The 18,700-nt window shown below is 73.1% G+C and carries 16 protein-coding genes; 10 read left to right on the top strand and 6 right to left on the bottom strand.

Annotated features, from left to right (window positions below; all coding sequences use genetic code 11):
- Positions 1-77 precede the first annotated feature (77 nt).
- The 4 genes from ACFV2X_RS39005 to ACFV2X_RS38990 all read left to right on the top strand — a co-directional run bounded on the left by ACFV2X_RS39005 (position 78) and on the right by ACFV2X_RS38990 (position 3,292).
- Positions 78-443: an Rv2175c family DNA-binding protein gene (locus ACFV2X_RS39005; RefSeq protein ID WP_385625981.1), complete on the top strand. Its 366-nt coding sequence runs from the start codon at positions 78-80 to the stop codon at positions 441-443.
- A 164-nt stretch (positions 444-607) separates the two neighbouring features.
- The gene (gene thiE, locus ACFV2X_RS39000) at positions 608-1,258 is read left to right on the top strand and encodes a thiamine phosphate synthase (RefSeq protein WP_385626049.1); all 651 of its coding nucleotides are present in this window, start codon (positions 608-610) and stop codon (positions 1,256-1,258) included.
- Between the two features lie 132 nt (positions 1,259-1,390).
- A complete protein-coding gene (gene metF / locus ACFV2X_RS38995; RefSeq protein ID WP_385625979.1) occupies positions 1,391-2,308 on the top strand; it encodes a methylenetetrahydrofolate reductase [NAD(P)H] in 918 nt (305 codons plus the stop codon).
- Between the two features lie 39 nt (positions 2,309-2,347).
- A complete protein-coding gene (locus ACFV2X_RS38990) occupies positions 2,348-3,292 on the top strand; it encodes a hypothetical protein (protein ID WP_385625978.1) in 945 nt (314 codons plus the stop codon).
- A gap of 130 nt (positions 3,293-3,422) precedes the next feature.
- Here ACFV2X_RS38990 and ACFV2X_RS38985 read toward each other — a convergent pair whose 3' ends face one another.
- Together ACFV2X_RS38985 and ACFV2X_RS38980 are read right to left on the bottom strand one after the other, a co-directional pair.
- Positions 3,423-5,039, bottom strand: a complete 1,617-nt coding sequence (locus ACFV2X_RS38985; RefSeq protein WP_385625976.1) for a phytoene desaturase family protein — start codon at positions 5,037-5,039, stop codon at positions 3,423-3,425.
- A gap of 354 nt (positions 5,040-5,393) precedes the next feature.
- Positions 5,394-6,071 carry a TetR/AcrR family transcriptional regulator gene (locus ACFV2X_RS38980; RefSeq protein ID WP_385625975.1) on the bottom strand — a complete coding sequence of 226 codons (678 nt, stop codon included), beginning with the start codon at positions 6,069-6,071 and terminating at the stop codon, positions 5,394-5,396.
- Positions 6,072-6,344: 273 nt separating this feature from the next.
- Between ACFV2X_RS38980 and ACFV2X_RS38975 the strand changes: the two genes are divergently transcribed.
- The 3 genes from ACFV2X_RS38975 to ACFV2X_RS38965 all read left to right on the top strand — a co-directional run bounded on the left by ACFV2X_RS38975 (position 6,345) and on the right by ACFV2X_RS38965 (position 8,582).
- Positions 6,345-6,869 carry an SAV_6107 family HEPN domain-containing protein gene (locus ACFV2X_RS38975; RefSeq protein ID WP_385625974.1) on the top strand — a complete coding sequence of 175 codons (525 nt, stop codon included), beginning with the start codon at positions 6,345-6,347 and terminating at the stop codon, positions 6,867-6,869.
- A 247-nt stretch (positions 6,870-7,116) separates the two neighbouring features.
- Positions 7,117-7,899, top strand: coding sequence for a methyltransferase (locus tag ACFV2X_RS38970; RefSeq protein WP_385625972.1), 783 nt, complete (start codon positions 7,117-7,119; stop codon positions 7,897-7,899).
- Between the two features lie 281 nt (positions 7,900-8,180).
- Positions 8,181-8,582, top strand: a complete 402-nt coding sequence (locus ACFV2X_RS38965) for a DUF3040 domain-containing protein (protein ID WP_089514122.1) — start codon at positions 8,181-8,183, stop codon at positions 8,580-8,582.
- A 206-nt stretch (positions 8,583-8,788) separates the two neighbouring features.
- Here ACFV2X_RS38965 and ACFV2X_RS38960 read toward each other — a convergent pair whose 3' ends face one another.
- From ACFV2X_RS38960 to ACFV2X_RS38945, 4 genes are all read right to left on the bottom strand, one after another.
- Positions 8,789-11,221, bottom strand: coding sequence for a transglutaminaseTgpA domain-containing protein (locus ACFV2X_RS38960; RefSeq protein WP_385625970.1), 2,433 nt, complete (start codon positions 11,219-11,221; stop codon positions 8,789-8,791).
- Positions 11,218-12,615: a DUF58 domain-containing protein gene (locus ACFV2X_RS38955; RefSeq protein ID WP_385625969.1), complete on the bottom strand. Its 1,398-nt coding sequence runs from the start codon at positions 12,613-12,615 to the stop codon at positions 11,218-11,220. The genes ACFV2X_RS38960 and ACFV2X_RS38955 overlap by 4 nt, the downstream gene beginning before the upstream one ends.
- Complete coding sequence (locus ACFV2X_RS38950) at positions 12,615-13,754, bottom strand: MoxR family ATPase (RefSeq protein ID WP_089514115.1); 1,140 nt, start codon at positions 13,752-13,754, stop codon at positions 12,615-12,617. Before ACFV2X_RS38950 ends, ACFV2X_RS38955 begins: the two co-directional genes overlap by 1 nt.
- A gap of 202 nt (positions 13,755-13,956) precedes the next feature.
- A complete protein-coding gene (locus ACFV2X_RS38945; protein WP_385625968.1) occupies positions 13,957-14,532 on the bottom strand; it encodes a beta-class carbonic anhydrase in 576 nt (191 codons plus the stop codon).
- Between the two features lie 415 nt (positions 14,533-14,947).
- Between ACFV2X_RS38945 and rsmH the strand changes: the two genes are divergently transcribed.
- The 3 genes from rsmH to ACFV2X_RS38930 all read left to right on the top strand — a co-directional run bounded on the left by rsmH (position 14,948) and on the right by ACFV2X_RS38930 (position 18,609).
- Positions 14,948-15,910, top strand: a complete 963-nt coding sequence (rsmH, locus tag ACFV2X_RS38940; RefSeq protein ID WP_385625967.1) for a 16S rRNA (cytosine(1402)-N(4))-methyltransferase RsmH — start codon at positions 14,948-14,950, stop codon at positions 15,908-15,910.
- A gap of 94 nt (positions 15,911-16,004) precedes the next feature.
- Positions 16,005-16,550 (top strand): septum formation initiator family protein, encoded by a 546-nt coding sequence (locus tag ACFV2X_RS38935; protein WP_385625966.1) that lies wholly within the window; start codon positions 16,005-16,007, stop codon positions 16,548-16,550.
- 70 nt (positions 16,551-16,620) lie between these two features.
- Entirely contained in the window at positions 16,621-18,609 is a 1,989-nt protein-coding gene (locus tag ACFV2X_RS38930; RefSeq protein ID WP_385625965.1) for a penicillin-binding transpeptidase domain-containing protein, read from the top strand.
- Positions 18,610-18,700: the final 91 nt, after the last annotated feature.

Below are 18,700 nucleotides of genomic sequence, written 5' to 3'. Positions count from 1 at the left end.
CGGCTGACGGCGGTGTCGACGGCGCCTTGCCCGGTGCCCGACTACCCACTGTCAGTCCCAGATGGCAGGCTTGTCCCGTGACCGAGATTGACGCAAAGATCGATGCTCTCGTCCCCGCCTGGCTCACCCTCCCCGACATCGCCGAACGGCTCGGTGTCGAGGTGACGCGCGTGCGGCAGCTGGTCAAGGAGGGTCAGCTGATCGCAGTGCGCCGTGGCGAGAATCGGGTGCTCCAGGTCCCCGCCGAGTTCATCGGTGCCGGAAAGGTCGTCAAGGGCCTGGTGGGCACCCTGACGCTGCTGAGGGACGACGGCTTCAGCGACGAGGAGATGCTGGAGTGGCTCTTCACCCCGGACCCGAGCCTGCCCGGCACCCCGGCTCAGGCCCTGCACGAGAATCGCGGCACCGAGGTCAAGCGCCGCGCCCAGGCGCTCGCCGTCTGAGCCGCGGCTGAGCCGCCGCTGACCCACCGCACCATCCGTACCGTCATCGTCTGAATCACCACCCGCGGCGTACGGGCCGGCCGCTCCGGTCCGTACGCCGCCGACACGCCGCCCACACGCGGCCGGAACGCCGCCGATCCAGGGGGAAAGCCGTCCCAATGGCCATCACCACCGCCCGCGAGCAGCTTGCCGATGCCCGGGTCTATCTGTGCACCGACGCCCGCCGGCGCCAGGGCGATCTGCCGGAGTTCCTGGACGCCGTCCTGGGGTCGGGAGTGGACATCGTCCAGCTGCGTGACAAGGGCATGGAGGCCCGCGAGGAGCTTGACCATCTCGCGGTGTTCGCCGACGCCTGCCGCCGCCACGGCAAGCTGCTGGCGGTCAACGACCGGGCGGACGTCGCCCATGCCATCGGCTCCGATGTGCTGCACCTGGGCCAGGGTGATCTGCCGGTCCCGTCGGCGCGCGCGATCCTCGGCGCGGATGTGCTGATCGGGCGGTCCACCCACGCACCGGCCGAGGCGGAGGCCGCGGCCGCCGAGCCGGGCGTCGACTACTTCTGCACCGGGCCCTGCTGGCCCACCCCCACCAAGCCGGGGCGGTCCGCCCCGGGCCTGTCGCTGGTGCGCCACACGGCCGCCCTGAAGCCCGCTCGGCCCTGGTTCGCCATCGGCGGAATCGACGCCTCGAACCTGGACGAGGTGCTGGAGGCGGGCGCGCGGCGGATCGTCGTGGTACGGGCGATCACCGGGGCCGAGGACCCCGGCGCGGCCACCGCCGAGCTCGCCAAGCGGGTGCGCGCCCGCGACCTGTGAGAGGCGTGTCGGTCCACTCGGTGTCGGCCTCGTCGTCGGCAAAGTGTCCGCAGTACGGACCAAGACCCGGCGAAAGGGGCATAACACCCCCGCCCGCTGTCCGTGTGCCGCACCGCTGGCTAACCTTCCCGTATGGCCCTTGGCACAGCCTCCACCAGGACGGATCGCGCGCGGACGGTGCGTGATCTGCTCGCATCAGGCGAGCAGTCGTACTCCTTCGAATTCTTCGCCCCGAAGACGGAGAAGGGAGAACAGACGCTGTGGAACGCCATCCGTCGGCTCGAAGCCGTCTCGCCGACCTTCGTCTCCGTGACCTACGGAGCGGGCGGCTCCTCCCGTGAGGGGACCGTGCGCGTCACCGAGCGCATCGCGACCGACACCACGCTCACCCCGGTCGCCCACCTCACCGCCGTCAACCACTCCCGCGCCGAGCTCCGCAACGTCATCGGGCAGTACGCGGGCGCCGGAATCCGCAACATGCTGGCGCTGCGCGGCGACCCGCCCGGCGACCCGATGGGCGAGTGGATCCGCCACCCCGACGGCGTCGGTTACGCCGCCGAACTGGTCGAGCTGATCAAGGAGTCGGGCGACTTCTGCGTCGGCGTCGCGGCCTTCCCCGAGATGCACCCGCGCTCGGCGGACTGGGACACCGACGTCCGCCACTTCGTCGACAAGTGCCGCGCGGGCGCGGACTTCGCGATCACCCAGATGTTCTTCTACGCCGAGGACTATCTGCGGCTGCGCGACCGGGTCGCCGCCACGGGCTGTACGACGCCGATCATCCCTGAAATCATGCCCGTCACAAACGTGAAGCAGATCGAGCGCTTCGCGCAGCTGAGCAATGCCGCCTTCCCGCCCGACCTCGCGGAGCGGATCCTGGCGGTGAAGGACGACGCGGCGGCTGTACGCTCGATCGGAATCGACTACGCCACGGAATTGTGCGCGCGGTTGATGGCCGAGGAGATCCCCGGACTTCACTTCATTACGCTGAACCACTCCCCGGCGACGCTGGAGATCTACGAGAATCTGGGACTGCATCAGCGGTCCTGAGGACGGCAGCCGAGGGGCGGCCGCACGAGAGGGGCGGGCATGGGCTGGACGGTCCTCTACATCGCGTTCGGCGTGGTCGCGCTGTGGTTGCTGGGAGAGGTACTGCTGCAGTACAAGGCGCGGCTGCGCTGGCGGCTCCTCGCCTTCACCGGTTTCCTCGGTGTGGTGGCCGGGGTGCTCATCCCGTCCGTGCCGGTGATCGGCGTGGGTGCGATCACCTTCGCGGTCGGCCAGACGTACGTCACGCTGTCCTTCCGGCGCGGCTTCGCCGCCGGATGGGCGCTGCGCGGGGTGCCCGGCCTCAGCCGCGGGGAGGACGAGGGCGCCCCGCCCCCGGTGGACGCCGACCCGACGCTCCAGGTCTCCGACCTGGAGGCGGTCCCGATGGCCGCACCGGAGCCGCCCGCGTACCAGCCGGAGCCGCTGCCGGACGACACGGGCGAGTACGGCGTCTACGGCGACTCCGCCGCGCACGCCGCACAGAGCGCGCCGGGCGCGGGGGCCGGCGGCTACGGCGGCTATGAGACCTACGGCGGCTACGGCACCACGGACGGCCAGGACTACGCCGCGGCGGCCCAGGGCCACAGCAACGGCCAGGACGTCTACGCGGACGCCGGGCAGTACGGCTACGGCGCCGGGGCGTACGCGGGCTACACCGACCCGTACGGCGGCTCCCAGCAGCCGGGGTACGACCAGCAGGGTGGTCAGCAGTACGGCGACCAGCACCAGCAGTACGCCGGGCAGTACGCCGCCTATGGCCAGGACCAATACGGCGGCGGCGACGCCCCCAGCGACCACTACGCCGCGGAGCCCTCCTACGGCGGGCAGCAGCAGTACGCCCCCGACGCCGGGATGCAGCCCGGCGGGGGATGGGTCCCCCAGCAGCGCGACGGCGACGGCGGGCTTCCGCAGGACCAGTCGCAGTACCCGTACCAGCAGCAGGACTACAACAACGGCGGCTACGACGAGCGGTACCGCTACTGACTGACGCCGCTGCTGACTGACGGCTGAGCGCCGACGGCTCTCGTCGGCGCCGCGTCACTGCCGCAGCATCGCCGTATCAGCGCCGTACCGCCGCACCGTACCGCCGCAGTGGTCGCTGCGGTCGCTGCGGTCACTCCGAGCCGCGCCAGTCCGCGCCGCCGACGATCAGGCCGGCCACCATCGTGCCGGACATCCCCGCATGGGCCAGCCCGCCGCCCGGATGCGCCCAGCCGCCCGCCAGATACAGGCCCGGCAGCCGGGTCGCGTTCGCGGGGCGCAGAAAGCGGCCCTCCGCGCCGGCCAGCGCGGGTCCGGGCACGGCGCCGCCGATGGCGCCGGTGTCCGCGGCGGTGTCGGCGGGGGTGCGCACCTCGCGCCACAGGAGCCGGTCGCGCAGCCCCGGTATCGCCGCCTCGGCGACCGCCAGGAGCCGGTCCGCGTCCTCCTCGGCGGCCGTGCCGTCGATCCAGTCGACCGGCCCGTGCGGGGCGACGGTCGCGGTGAGCGTGACGGCCTCGTGGTCCTCGTCGGGGCGGGTCGTGGGGTCGTCCGGGCGCAGCACGGTCACCGTCGGGCGGGGGCACGGCGCGCGCGTCCCGAGACCCGCACCGGGCCCGCCGACCCCGCCGACCCCGCCGGGCCCGGCTGCCTCGCCGAAGACCGCCGCCAGCTCGGCGTCGCGATCCGGGGCGTGCACCACCGTGCGGTGCGCCGTGCCCTCGGGGCGCGCGCCGCGCAGCGCGAGGAACACTGTGAGCCGCCCCGCCGCCCCATCGCCGGGCCCACTGCCGAGCGCTCCGCCGCCGGGGCGCACATCGCCGTCGTGCCAGGGCTCGGCGCCGCCGAGCAGCGCGGGCAGCAGCGCCGGGTCGATGCCGGCCACCACCGCGTCCGCCTCCGCCACCGAGCCGTCGGCCAGCTCCACGCCCGCCGCGCGCCCGTCCTTCTCGACGATGCCGACGACCTCGGCGCCGAAGCTGAACCGCACCTTCCGGGCCCGGCAGCGCTCGTACACCGCGTCCGCCAGCGCCCGTATACCGCCGCGCGCGTACCAGGTGCCGAAGGTCTGCTCCAGATAGGGCAGCACCGCGGCACTGGCCGGAGCGGTGCGCGGATCGAGGCTGTGCGCGAGCGCATGGCTCTCCAACAGGGCGACGGCCCTGGGGTCCTTCAGCTCGCGGCGCGCCACATCGGCGAGCGCGGCGGGTCTCCGGGCGGCTCCGCCGTCCCGCCGGAACCACCCGGAGACCCCGCGCCGGACCGGCGCCGGATACGGGTCGCGGCCCAGGGTCTGCCAGTCCGCGCGCAGCGGCTCCTCGAGCAGCGGTCTGCGGGTGGCGTCCCATGCCTCACGCGCCCGGTTGACCAGGTCACTCCAGCGCTCGCCCGCGCCCGCGCCAAACGCGTCGTCCAGCGCCCGGACGACCCCTGCCCGCGACGCGTTGGGCAGCGGGACATCCGTGCCGTCGGCGAAGACATGCCTGCTCGCGGGGTCGACCTGGGTCAGCTCGACGCACTGCTCCAGGGTCTCCTTGCCGGTCTTCACAAACAGATCGCGATAGACGGCGGGCAGATGGAGCAGCCCGGGGCCGGTGTCGAAGGCGAAGCCGTCCCGCTCGAAGCGTCCGACCCCGCCGCCATGAGTCTGCCCGCGCTCGTACACCGCCACCTGGTGGCCCGCGACGGCCAGCCGGGCGGCGGCCGCCATGGCGCCCATCCCAGCGCCGATCACCGCAATCCGTGCCATGACCGCGACTTTATCCGCCACCACTGACACCCGGGCACCCCGGGCACCGCGGCCTGGTGACAAGCGCCCAGGGCTTGAGTACGGGTACCTAGGCGAACAGATGAGTAGCCGCGCGGATGGGTCATGACCTGCGCGGACGGGAGAGTGGTGGACGCGGAAGGGGCGCGGCGCCGGACCGCCGACACGGGGCGGCGGAACGGCGTGGCGACCTGTCCGAGTGGAGGGAGTCCCCCGGGGGAACACAGGGGACGGGGAGGTCTACCCCAGCCATCGCTGGGGGCGCCCCCTGTTCTGGTGCGGATCGATCGGGGTTCGAACCGCACCAGAACAGCACCTCTCTGGCTTCAGTCAGGCTCAGCCCGGGGTCCGGGCGCTCTTGGCGGGTGCTCCGGCACCCTGGGCCGGGGCTCCGACACCTTGAGCCGGGGCTCCGCCCACACGGCCCTGCAGCAGCCGGGACAGCGCGGCGTGCACATCGTCCAGCGACCGCTCCGGCTGGTACGACTGCCAGTCCAGCGCTGCCACCAGCACCATCCCGAACAGCGCCGAGGCCGTCAGCGGGATGTCGATGTCCTCGCTCAGCTCCCGCGCGGCCACACCCTCCCGCAGCACCGACTCGATCACCGCTATGGCCTGCCGCCGCACCACCATCAGCGTGGGCTGCCAGGCCCGGTTGGTGCGCCACAGCTCGGCGACGTACAGCTGGGTCAGCGAGGGGTGGCGGGCGATGAAGTGCAGGCCCGCGCGGACCATCGCGTCCAGCGCGTCGACATGGCTGCCGCCGCGTTCGGCGGTTTCGTCGGCGGCGCTCTGGAGCGAGGCGGTCAGCAGCTCGACGCCGTGCCGCAGCAGCTCCTCGAAGAGCACGGTCTTGCTCGCGAAGTTGTAGTAGACCGTGCCCTTGGCCACTCCGGCCCGTTCGGCGATCTCGTCCACAGTAGTGGAGGAGAACCCCTGCTCCGCGATGAGGGTGACCGCTGCCTCGAAAAGCTTCTGCCGGGTGGCCTGGCGACGCGTGCTGCTGCTGTCCATGGCGCTGATTGTGCCCGCTGCCCAAGTGGTCCCGCTCACAGGCCCGTTCGCGAGACGATCATAGGCTCAGCTCCGGGTGGCAGCCGCTTCACCGACCTGACCGGACTCGGCCGTGACGTCGAGACGCATCGTCGGAGCGGCTGGCCAATCGAACGCCATTCCGAGACGTTCGCGCAGGTCAGGGCCGATTGTCAGTGGTGTGCCCCACGATGGGGTCATACGGCGGCCGCTCTACCACATGACCGGCCGCCACGCGACGACAGGAGGTTCGTCATGGCCAGTACCGCCGCAGCGCGCCGGCACCGTGCCGCCGCCCCTGCCCCTTCGTTGACCGGTCCCGCGAGTGATGTCCACCCTGTGCTGCGCCGCGCGTCCGCGCCGCCCGCCGCCCTCGACCTGCTCACCCAGGCCCACCACGGCCTGGAAGAGGCCGCCGGGCTGGAGACCGCCAATGAGCGCTTCGCCACCGCCCACCTCGCCGCCCTGCGCACCGCGGCCGCCGTGCTCGCCGTGCGCGGCCGCCCCGAGCCCACCCCGCGCCGCCGCGCGCGGATCCGCAGCGCCTGGGAAGTGCTGCCCGAAGTCGCCCCCGAACTGACCGAGTGGAGCGCCCTGTTCGCCTCGGGCGCCGACCGCAGGGCCCGTGCCGAGGCGGGCATACCCGGCGCGGCCAACTGCCGGGACGCCGACGATCTGCTGCGCGCCGTCTCGATGTTCCTGCGCCTGGTCGAGCGGATGCTGGCCCTCCAGCCCGCGCTGCCGCAGCCGGCCGCGCCCGGCGAGAAGGAGGGCGCCTAGCGGCGGGCCCGGCGCCCGGGAGCGCCGGCCGGGCGCCCGGCGGGGAGGCGCCGGGCGCCCGGGAGGGAGGTGCGGCACCCGGCGGGGAGGCGCCGGGGGCGGGCGGTCCTCGGACCAGCGCGGGGGCACCTCCCGGCCGTAGCTGCGGGAGCATCGCGCCAGAGGCAATAGGCTGGGAGCGCCGACGTCAGTAACTCGTCGTCACCGCCGCAGGCGGTGGCGGCACCGCGCCGAGGAGCCACCCGCCGTGTCAGACCCGCTGCGCCCCCGCGCGTCCCTCCGTACCGCCGTGGTGTGGGAGGTCCTCAAAGACGCCCTGGACCGCCGGGTCAAGGCGGTGGGCCAGGGCTCCGGCGAGGGCGACCGCGCGCCCGGTGTGCTGGACGTGCTCGACACCGGAGGCGGCAGCGGCAACTTCGCGGTGCCGGTCGCCCGCCTCGGCCACCGCGTCACGGTGGTCGACCCGAGCCCCAACGCGCTGTTCGCGCTGGAGCGGCGGGCCGCCGAGGCCGGTGTCGCCGACCGGGTGCGCGGGGTCCAGGGCGATGCCGCCGACCTGTTCGAGGTGGCCGAGCGCGGCGGCTATGACGTGGTGCTGTGCCATGGCGTGCTGGAGTACGTCGATGACCCGGCCGAGGGCCTGGGCAACGCGGCGGCGGCCCTGCGCCCGGCCGGCACCCTCAGCGTGCTCGCGGCGGGCCTCGGCGGCGCCGTGCTCGCCCGGGCGCTGGCCGGCCACTTCACCGAGGCCCGGCAAGCGCTTGCCGATCCGGCCGGCCGCTGGGGCGCCGGCGACCCGATGCCCCGCCGCTTCACCCCCGAGCAGCTGACCGGACTGATCGCGGCGGCGGGCCTGGAGGTCGGGGCGGTGCACGGGGTGCGGGTCTTCGCCGATCTGGTGCCCGGTGTGCTGGTCGACACCGAACCGGACGCCCTGGACGCCCTGCTGCAACTTGAGGCGGCCGCCGCGGAGCTGCCCGCCTTCCACTCCGTCGCCACCCAGCTGCATGTGCTCGCGGAGCGCGACTGACCGCTACCGCCCCCTCCGGCCTGCGTGACCGCATGACGGACGGTGCAGGTGGAGTAGGCCACAGGCCCTCCGATCGGCCGCCTTGCCCCGTATGATCGAGGTACACCGTCGGGCATGGCGGATCGGCGGGAGGGGAATGCACGTCTCAGCGTCAACTAATGCCACGCGCGTACCGGTGACGAATTGGCGCAGAGGGGCGGGTTTCACGGGGGCGATTCCCTGCCTATCCTGAAAGGGTCGCACCCCGGTCGCCCCCCGCGACCGACGAGTAGGAGGACTCCGTGCCGCTCTCGGAGCACGAGCAGCGCATGCTCGAGCAAATGGAGCGAGCGCTGTACGCCGAAGACCCCAAGTTCGCGACAGCGCTTGAGGGCAGCGGCCTGCGCACGTACACCCGGCGACGGGTCTATCAGGCGATCGCGGGCTTTCTGGTGGGCGTTGCGCTCCTGATGGTCGGCGTGATCATTCCGCAGCAGATCTGGATCAGCGTGGTGGGCTTCCTCGTCATGCTGGGGTGTGCCGGGCTCGCGGTGACCGGCTGGCGCAAGGCGCCCAAGCCCGGCGAGCGGCCCCAGGCGGGCGGGGGCGGGCCTGCGGCCCGTCGCCAGGGCCGTCAGCGCCGCTCCATGATGAGCCGGATCGAGGAGCGGTGGCAGCGCCGCCGCGATGAACAGGGCCACTGAGCCCTGACCGTCCGGGTGGGCCACACATATGTGGCCACACCTGCATGGGCCACACGTACAGGCGCGAGCACAGCGCATCCAGCACCGGAAGCGCGCAGAAGCAAGCGCACGCGTCATCTCGTACATGAGCGAGGGTCGTACATGAGCGAGGGGCGGTCGCCACCCGGCGGCCGCCCCTCGCTTCGCTGTCGCGTCCCTCGTCCCCGTCAGCCCTGCTGACGGCGGGGGCCGCCCCGCAGCCCGGATATCCACCGTGCCCACCGTGGCGCGCCCCACCGCGCGACCAGCGCGGACCAGCGTGCCGAGGCCGCCCAGACCACCCGGACCGCCGACCGCGGGGCCAGCAGCGCCCGCAGCCGGTCCCACCGCCCGGCCTTCGCCCGGAATCCGTCCAGCACCAGCCGCACCTCGTCGCCGACGCCCGGCGCCGGGCGCGGCCGCGGTGCGAACAGCACCTGCTCGACCGCGGCGGCCACCCGCCGCGCCGCCTCGGCCGCCTCCTGGTCGAGCTCCGCCATCCGCACGATGCGGGCCACCGCGTTGCGCGAGGTCTGGGAGTCGTCCGGCACGATCCCGAAGTCCCAGGCGGTGTCGAGCAGTTCCCGCCAGGCCGCCAGGATCCGGTCGGCGGCGTCCTGCTCGGTGCGCCCGGCCGAGCCGCTGAGTCTGCGGGCCCGCAGCCGCTGCCGCCACAGCATCGGCAGCAGGGGGATCACCAGCAGCAGCACCGCGAGCGAACTCCAGCCGATCCGCTTGCTGACCGACCAGCCGCCGCCCGAGGAGGGCTGGTCGGGCTGCTGGCCCGGGGCCCCGCCGCACTCGCCGAGCTTCTTCATGTCCTGCGCGCAGCTGTCCGACGCCGACGGCGCGGCCGACGGCTCTTCGGACGCGGTGGGCGCCTGCGTCGGGTCATCGGTGGAGTCGCCGGACGGCGTCTGCTCCATCGTGTAGTCGGGCTGGGTGCCGCGGCTGGGGGTGGGCTCGAAACGGGTCCAGCCGACGCCCTCGAAGTACAGCTCGGGCCAGGCGTGGGCGTCCTTGAGCCCGACCGACACCGAGCCGTCCGCCTGCGCGGTGCCGGGGGTGAACCCGACGGCCACCCGGGCCGGGATGCCCAGCGTGCGGGCCATGGCCGCCATGGAGAAGGAGAAGTGGACGCAGAAGCCCTCCTTCTGCTGGAGGAACTTGACGATGGCGGCCGAGCCGCTGCCCGACTGCACCTTCGTGTCGTAGCGGAACCCGCCGTTCACGGCGAACCAGTCCTGCAGCTTCACCGCCTGCTCATACGCGTTCGAAGCGCCCGCGGTCACCTGGCGCGCCGTGCGGGCGACCATGGACGGCAGCGAGTCCGGCACCTTGGTGTACTCCCGCAGCAGCTTCGCCGGCGGCTGCGGTGCGGCGGCCAGCTGCGCCGCGGTCGGCTCCACGACCAGGCTGTTGACCTGGTACCGCATCCCGCGGGTGGTCTGGCCGCGGTCGCCGACCAGCGTCCGGCCCTCCGGCTCGTAGCGCCAGCGGCCGTCGATGTCGACCTTCATGGCGGGGTAGGGGAGGGGCAGCCAGTTCTGCGCGTACCAATCGGCGGCCCGGATCGAGGTGTCGATCGAGGAGACACGGACGGAGGGGCCGAGACCGGCCGGGGTGGGCAGATCGTCCGGCACGTCCTGGACATGCCGCTCCGAGGACTTCCACGCCGCCCCGTCGAACTTGTCCAGCGCGACGATCCGCAGATACATGTCCTGGGTGGTCTGGGAGGAGGTGCGGTACCGCAGCACCTCGCGGTTCTGCGGCTGGTTCAGGCTGTCCTGCAGCGACACCAGCGGATTCACCGCCGAGATCGTGCCGTTTCCCCCGCCCCCGCCCCCGCCGCCGTTCTTCTGGTCCAGCAGGCCGCCGTCCAGGGACGGCAGCACCGCGGGCACCGCCAGGGCGATGCCCAGCGCCAGCACGCCGATCCTGCGGCCGGTGCGGACCGGGGCCAGGGCCGGGCTGCCGCCCGCCGTAGCCAGGCCCGAGGGCCCCATCCCGTACGGGCGCGGGGCGCCGCCGCTGAACACCCGGCCCCACTGGGACAGCCGGTCCCGCCCCTCGGCCAGCAGCAACAGCAGATAGCCGGCCGCCGCCACCAGGAACCACACCCAGTCGTCGCCGCCGTCGGACAGGCCCGCCGCGACCGAGTACAGCGCGAGCAGCGGCAGCCCGGCGGGGGCGGCGCTGCGGTAGGTCACCGCCAGCGCGTCGACCACAAGACCTATCACCAGCACCCCGCCGACCAGCATCAGCTTGATGCCGTCGGTGACCGGCGCCGGGATCGCGTACTGCCCCACGTCGACCGTGCCCTGACGCAGCAGACGCCCGAGCGCCTGGAACGCCTGCGGGCTCGGAAGCACCCCGGCCAGCGCCTCGTGGCGGGCAAAGGTGATCGTCAGCAGCAGCAGGCCCACCACGGCCTGCGCCGCCAGTGTCAGCGGGCGCGCCAGTGGCACCCGGCGGGCCAGCGCGCCCACCGTGCTCTGGATCGCCAGCAGCAGCGCGGCCTGCACAAGCCAGCCGGGCTTGTCGACCAGCGGCAGCAGCGCACAGGCCGCCGCCATCGTCGCCAGCGCGGCGCATATCGCCAGTCGCACGCTTCCGCTCATGCCCAGCCCCCCGTCATACCGCCGCCCGCCAGCGGCCGCCCGGCGTCCGTCTGGACGCCGCCCTGGGCGTCGGCCTGCCGCCACAGCTGCGCCAGCGTGGTGCCGGGGGTGACCGGCAGCGCCGTCCACCCCGACTCCCGCAGCATCCGCAGCCGCTCCTCCAGACCGCGCGGGTCCGGCGCCCACGCGCCCCGGGACCAGGCGCCGCCGTCCAGGACGAACGCCACCGCCGTCCCGGTGCGGTGCCGCATCCGGCCGACCATCGTCGCCTGCTCCTCGTCCAGATCGCCGAGGAACGCCACCAGCAGTCCCTCGTTCCCTGCGCGCAGCGCCTCGTAGGCCCGGGAGAGCCCGGCCTCCTCGGAGTGGTCCACCACCGCGAGGGTGTCGAGCATCAGCCCGGCCGTGTCCGCCGAGTCATGGCCCGAGCCGGTGAAGCCGCCCCCGCTGTCCGGGCCCGGCACCGAGCTGCCGGTGTCGGTCAGCAGCCGGACCCCGTAGCCCCGCTCCAGCAGATGCACCGCGGCCGAGGCCGCTCCGGAGACCGCCCACTCGAACGCCGAGTCCGGCCCCGAGCCCTGGTGGGCCACGCGCCGGGTGTCCAGCAGCACCGTGCAGCTGGCGCGCTGCGGCTGCTCCTCACGGCGGACCATCAGCTCGCCGTAGCGCGCGGTGGACCGCCAGTGGACCCGGCGCAGATCGTCGCCATGGCGGTAGCCGCGCGGGATGACATCGTCCTCGCCCGCGAGCGCGAGCGACCGGTGCCGCCCGTCGCCGTAGCCCATGGCCTCGCCCGCGAAGCGCACCAGGGGCAGCGGCTCGACCCGCGGCACCACCGTCAGCGTGTCGTACGCGCTGAAGGAGCGGGTGAGTTCGCACATTCCGAACGGGTCGTTCAACCGCAGCTGCAGCGGGCCGAGCGGATAGCGGCCGCGCAGATCCGAGCGGACCCGATAGGACACCTCGCGGCGCCCGCCCGGCTCCACCCGGTCCAGCACGAAGCGGGGCCGCGGCCCGAGCACATAGGGCACGCGGTCCTGCAGCATCAGCAGACCGGTGGGCAGCCGCGAGACATTGTCGATCCGCAGATGCACCCGGGCCTCGGAGCCCGCCGGGACCCGCGCGGGCGAGAGCCGCCGGCTGCCCGCCACCCGGTAACGGGTGCGATAGACCACGGCCACACACACCAGGGGCAGCACCGCGAGCAGCAGCCCCACCCGCAGCAGATCCGCCTGCCCCAGGACATAGCTGCACACCGCGGCCGCCACTCCGGCCGCCAGGAACGAACGGCCGCGGGTGGTCAGGCCGGCCAGCGCCGCGCGCAACCCGCCCCGGTCCTCGCGGCCGTCGCCGTCGCCGTCGCCGGGGGCCATGGGCATCCCCCCTGCCGTCATCACAGCCTCCGCGCGCCCGGCGGCTGCTGACCGTACTCAACCGGGGGCGCGGGCGGCACGGGCGGCATCGGACCGGCGCCCGGGGGCACCGGTCCGGCACCGGGCGGCAGCGGCGCCCCGGGCGGCGGCATGGGGGCCGCGCCGGGCGGCACCTGCTGGCCCGCGCCGCGCGGGGCCGCGCTGGGCACCGGGGTGCGCTGCAGTATGTCCGCGACCACCTGCTCCGCGGTGCGCCGGTTCAGCTGGGCCTGCGCGGTCGGCAGCAGCCGGTGGGCCAGCACGGCCACCGCGAGCGACTGCACATCGTCGGGCAGGGCGAAGTCCCGCCCGGTCAGCGCCGCGGCCGCCTTCGCCGCCCGCAGCAGATGCAGCGTCGCCCGCGGGGAGGCGCCCAGCCGCAGATCGGGGTGGTTCCGCGTGGCGGAGACCAGGTCGACCGCATACCGCCGGACCGCCTCGGCCACATGGACCTCGCGGACCGCCTCGATGAGCTTGGCGATCTCATGGGCATGGGCCACCGGCTGCAGATCGTCCAGCGGGGAGACACCGCCATGGACGTCCAGCATCTGGAGCTCGGCCTGCGGGCTCGGATAGCCGATCGACACGCGCGCCATGAAGCGGTCGCGCTGCGCCTCGGGCAGCGGGTACGTGCCCTCCATCTCGATCGGGTTCTGCGTGGCCACGACCATGAAGGGGGTCGGCAGCTCGTAGGTCTGCCCGTCGATGGTGACCTGCCGCTCCTCCATCGACTCCAGCAGCGCCGACTGGGTCTTGGGCGAGGCCCGGTTGATCTCGTCGCCGATGACGATCTGGGAAAAGATCGCACCCGGCTTGAACTCGAAATCCTTCTGCTGCTGGTCATACACGCTCACGCCGGTGATATCCGACGGCAGCAGGTCCGGCGTGAACTGGATACGGCGCACCGAGCAGTCGATGGACTTCGCGAGCGCCTTGGCAAGCATGGTCTTTCCCACGCCTGGGACATCCTCCAGCAGCAGATGTCCCTCGGCGAGCAGTACGGTCAGCGAAAGCCGCACGACCTCGGGCTTGCCCTCGATCACACCCTCCACCGACCTGCGGATCCGCTCCGCTGTGGTGGTCAGATCGCTGAGGCTCGCTCGCTCGTCATAGGTCGTCACCCGGCCCTCCTCGGCCCGATCTCGGGCCGATGCCCTCGGAACGGACCGGCCCACCGCAACACGCTGACATCGGCCCCCCGCAGACCGCGGGGGGCGATGTCACATACGCATTCTTGCGGTCCCGGCCTCATCTCGTCACTCGGCTGTGGATAACCCGGAGTGATTTGTCGGGACTGGAGGGTTTTGAGGAGTTAAAACGGGCTCACCCGCGTGGCGTCACCTCGCGCAGCAGACCCGTCGTCACGTCGAAGACGAAGCCGCGCACATCATCCTTGTGGAGCAGGAACGGGGAAGTCCGCACCCGCTGCATCGACTGGCGTACGTCGGTGTCGAGGTCCTTGAACGCCTCGACCGCCCACGACGGCCGCTGGCCGACCTCGGCCTCCAGGTCGTGCCGGAAGTCCTCGGTCAGATTCAGCAGACCGCAGCCCGTGTGGTGGATGAGCACGACGCTGCGGGTGCCCAGCGCGCGCTGGCTGATGGTCAGGGAACGGATGACGTCGTCGGTGACCACACCGCCCGCGTTGCGGATGGTGTGGCAGTCGCCCAGGTCCAGGCCGAGCGCCTCGTGCAGGTCGAGACGCGCGTCCATGCAGGCGACCACGGCGACGCGCAGCACGGGGCGCGCGTCCATGCCGGGGTCCTGGAACTCGGCGGCGTAACGGTGGTTGGCCTCTACGAGGCGATCAGTGACCGTACCTCCCGTGCGGGCGGCGCTGTCGGCGCTGTCGGTGCTGTCGGTGTGCTGGGGCAGCGGCTGCGGCGCGGATATCGACATAGCTGGGACACTACCTTCCACCAGGGGATTTTGTCTTTTCTTTAGATAGGGCAAACGGGTGTATCGACGGGCGCGCGGCCTTTCGTGTGAGAGACCCCACACGGGTGGCGCCCGCGCCTGAGTGCGCGCGCCCGCCCGCTTGACGTGTTTTGACACCCGCGGCGGGCACGCTGGCCGGTTGGTTGACCGAAGGGACGAGTGGACTAAAGTGGCGCGAAGTGGGAGGCCCGACGCTCCCCAAGGATCCCGGAATTTCGCGTGAGCGCGGTGCGTACGTACCACTCGGCCTCCTCCCGCTCCGGCCGCCTGACGTCACTTCCCCGGCGCCAGTAGGTCACTTCCCCTTCAGAGCGGGTGGGGACCCAGCGGTGCGTGCCCTCCTCGCCCGACCCTCAGAAGGGCGCACGAGCAGCGCATGAGCAGCAACGCTCTCCACGTCCCCGTCATGCTCCAGCGCTGCCTGGACATGCTCGCCCCCGCCCTGGAGCGGCCCGGAGCGGTCGTGGTGGACTGCACCCTGGGCCTCGGCGGCCACAGCGAGGCGCTGCTGCGCACCTTCCCCGAGGCCCGGCTGGTCGCCCTGGACCGAGACCCGGCGGCGCTCGAACTCTCCGGCGCGCGGCTCGCCCCCTACGGCGACCGGGCGACCCTCGTACACGCCGTCTACGACGAGCTCCCCGAGGTCCTGGCCCGGCTCGGCACCCCGCGCGTCCAAGGGATCCTCTTCGACCTCGGCGTGTCGTCCATGCAACTGGACGAGGCCGAGCGGGGTTTCGCGTACGCGCAGGACGCGCCGCTGGACATGCGGATGGACCAGACGACCGGGATCAGCGCGGCCGAGGTGCTCAACACCTACCCGCCGGGCGAACTGGTGCGGATCCTGCGGACGTACGGCGAGGAGAAGTTCGCCAGGAAGATCGTGGACGCGGTGGTGCGCGAGCGGGCGAAGGAGCCCTTCCGCAACAGCGCCCGGCTGGTCGAACTGATCCGTGAAGCCCTGCCGCAGGCCGCCAAGCGCACCGGCGGCAACCCCGCCAAGCGCACCTTCCAGGCGCTGCGGATCGAGGTCAACGGCGAGCTCACGGTCCTGGAACGCGCGATCCCGGCCGCGGTCGCGGCCCTCGCGGTCGGCGGCCGGATCGCCGTCCTCTCCTACCACTCGCTCGAGGACCGCCTGGTCAAGCACGTACTCGGAGCCGGCGCGGAGACCACCGCACCCCCCGGTCTGCCGGTCGTCCCCGAGCGCTACCAGCCCCGCCTCAAGCTGCTCACCCGCGGCGCGGAGCTCCCCACGGAAGAAGAGGTCGCCGAAAACCGCCGTGCCGCCCCCGCCCGCCTGAGGGGCGCGGAGCGCATCCGCGAGGAGGTCGCACCGTGAGCGACGCGCACGCCGTCGCCGGGGCGGTACCTGTGGCCTCGCGGCTCGGACGGAGAAACGAACGCGTCGTGGACGGGGACAGGGGGACACGGTGATGGCTGGGGGGCCGCGGGTGGCGCGGCGGACGCCGTTTGTGTTGTTGGTCGTGGTGTTGCTGGGGTCCGGGCTGATCGCGTTGCTGCTGCTCAACTCCTCCCTCAACCAAGGGTCCTTCGAGCTCAGCAGGCTGGAGAAGCAGACCGACGAGCTCTCCGACGAGCGGCAGGCGCTGCAGCAGGAAGTGGACCGGCTCTCCGCGCCGGACGCGCTGGAGCGGCGGGCCCGGGAGCTCGGGATGGTGCCGGGCGGCAGTCCGGCGTTCCTGAACCCGGACGGCAGCGTCAGCGGCGCCCCCGCCCCCGCCGCCTCCGGCGGTCCCTCGGTGTACCGCGCCCCCGGGGCGCCCCTGCCGTCGCTGCCCGCCGCGTCGCCCTCGGCTCAGGCCTCCGCCCCCGGGCCCACGGCGGCATCGCCGGGCGCGGTGTCCGACGACGCTGAGGCATCCCCGGCGCCCTCGGCTGCGCCGGCCGCCGACGGCACCGCGACGACCACCGCGCCCGGCGCCGCCCCGTCCGCGAACTCCACCCCCGCCCCTCGGTAGGTGACACGGTGACGCGACCCTCTGCCCGCGCCAGGACCGCCTGCGCCAAGGCCGCTCCCGGGGCGGCGGCGTGACGGCCCCGCGCGACCCCCGCCGCCTGCCCGGCCCCGCCGGACCGCCGCGGGGCGACGGCCGCCCGCGCCAGGGCACGCCGCGCCGATCGGGCGACCCGCGCCCCGCCCCACGGCGGCCCGGCGGGCCCGCCCGCCCGGGGAACGCCGGGAACGCCGCCCCGCCGCTGCGGCTGGGCAGTCCGCGTCCCCGGCTGCGGCTGATCAGCCTCGGCCTCACCCTGATCATGCTGGTCTTCGTCGTACGGCTGCTCCAGGTGCAGGCCGTCGACGCCGGTGCGTACGCGGCGAAGGCCAATGTGAACCGCTACATCCCGGTCACGCTGGCCGCCGAGCGCGGCTCGATCACCGACCGCCACGGCGTCGACCTGGCGACCACCGTGGACGCGTACGACATCACCGCCGCCCCCGACCTCCTCACCCCCAAGACGGCCAGGATCGACGACGCGCCGCGCCAGGCCGCCGCGCTCCTCGCGCCGATCCTCGGCGAGGAGCAGGCGGAGCTGGAGCGGAAGCTCACCGCCAATCCGAAGTCGCAGTACGTGGTGCTGGCCCGCCAGCAGTCCCCGCGGGTGTGGAAGCAGATCAAGGACCTCAAGAACGCGCTGGACGGCGCGGCGGCCAAGGGCAAGGGCGTGAACGTCCTGGCCGGGGTCAACCGCGAGGCGCACAGCAAGCGGGTCTACCCGAACGGGAACCTCGCCGCCGGAGTGCTCGGCTTCGTGGACGCGGAGGGGCACGGCGCGGCCGGCGTCGAGCGGGAGCTGAACAAGCAGCTCGCGGGCAAGGACGGAAAGCGGGTCTACGCCCAGTCCGGCGGCCGTCAGGTGCCCACCGGAGACGTCAAGGAGCAGCCCGCGGTGCCCGGCAGCGATGTCGAGCTGACGATCGACCGCGACATCCAGTGGGCCGCGCAGAGCGCCATCAGCGAGCAGGTGAAGGCGTCCAAGGCGGACAGCGGCTATGTGGTCGTCCAGGACACCCGCACCGGCGAGATCCTGGCCCTGGCCAACGCCCCGGGGTTCGACCCGAACGACATCTCCGGCGCGAACGCCGACGCCCTGGGCAACGCCGCGCTCTCGGACGCGTACGAGCCGGGCAGCGTCAGCAAGCTGATGTCGATGGCCGCCGTCCTGGAAGAGGGCGCCGCCACCTGGGACACCCATGTGGTGGTCCCCAACCGGCTGCCGCGCGCGGACCGCGCCTTCGCGGACGACATCGACCACCCCACCTGGTACCTCACGCTCAACGGGGTGCTCGCCAAGTCCAGCAACATCGGCACGATCCTCGCCACCGAGCAGCTGGGGAAGAACCAGAAGCAGGCCGATCGGATTCTCTATTCCTATCTGCGGAAGTTCGGGATCGGCAGCTACACCGGGCTCGGCTTCCCCGGCGAGACCCGGGGCATCCTGGCCAAGCCGGAGGACTGGAGCGCCTCACAGCAGTACACGATCCCCTTCGGCCAGGGGCTCTCGCTGAACGCCGTACAGGCGGCCTCCGTCTACTCCACCATCGCCAACGGCGGCGAACGCGTCCAGCCGTCCCTGGTGCGCGGCACCCAGGGCTCCGGAGACCGCTTCTCGGCCGCGCCGCACCCCAAGCGGACCCGGGTGGTCAGCGAGAAGACCGCGAAGACGCTCACCTCGATGCTCGAATCCGTCATCGACGACCAGCAGGGCACCGGGACCAAGGCGAAGATCCCCGGCTACCGCGTCGCGGGCAAGACCGGCACGTCCAACCGGGTGGACCCCAAGACCGGCCGCTACCACGGCTACACCGCCTCGTTCGCGGGCTTCGCGCCCGCCGACCAGCCGCGGGTGACGGTGTACTGCGCCGTCCAGAACCCGACCAAGGGCAGCTACTTCGGCGGCCAGGTCTGCGGGCCGGTCTTCAAGCGGGTCATGGAGTTCTCGCTGAAGACGCTGCAGGTGGCCCCGTCCGGGAAGCGGGCGGCGCGGCTGCCGGTCAGCTACAGTCCCGGCCGGTGACCGCCCTCGCCATGTCCCTGATCACTCCGGTTCCGCGCGCAAACCCCCTCGCCCACCCGTCTCCCACCACCACCCTCAACCGTCCGCGCTG

Source organism: Streptomyces sp. NPDC059679, assembly GCF_042734105.1.
In the GTDB taxonomy this organism is placed as follows: Bacteria; Actinomycetota; Actinomycetes; order Streptomycetales; family Streptomycetaceae; genus Streptomyces.
The sequence above is the reverse complement of the archived record's forward strand: the minus strand, read 5'-3'. Positions and strand labels throughout refer to the sequence as shown.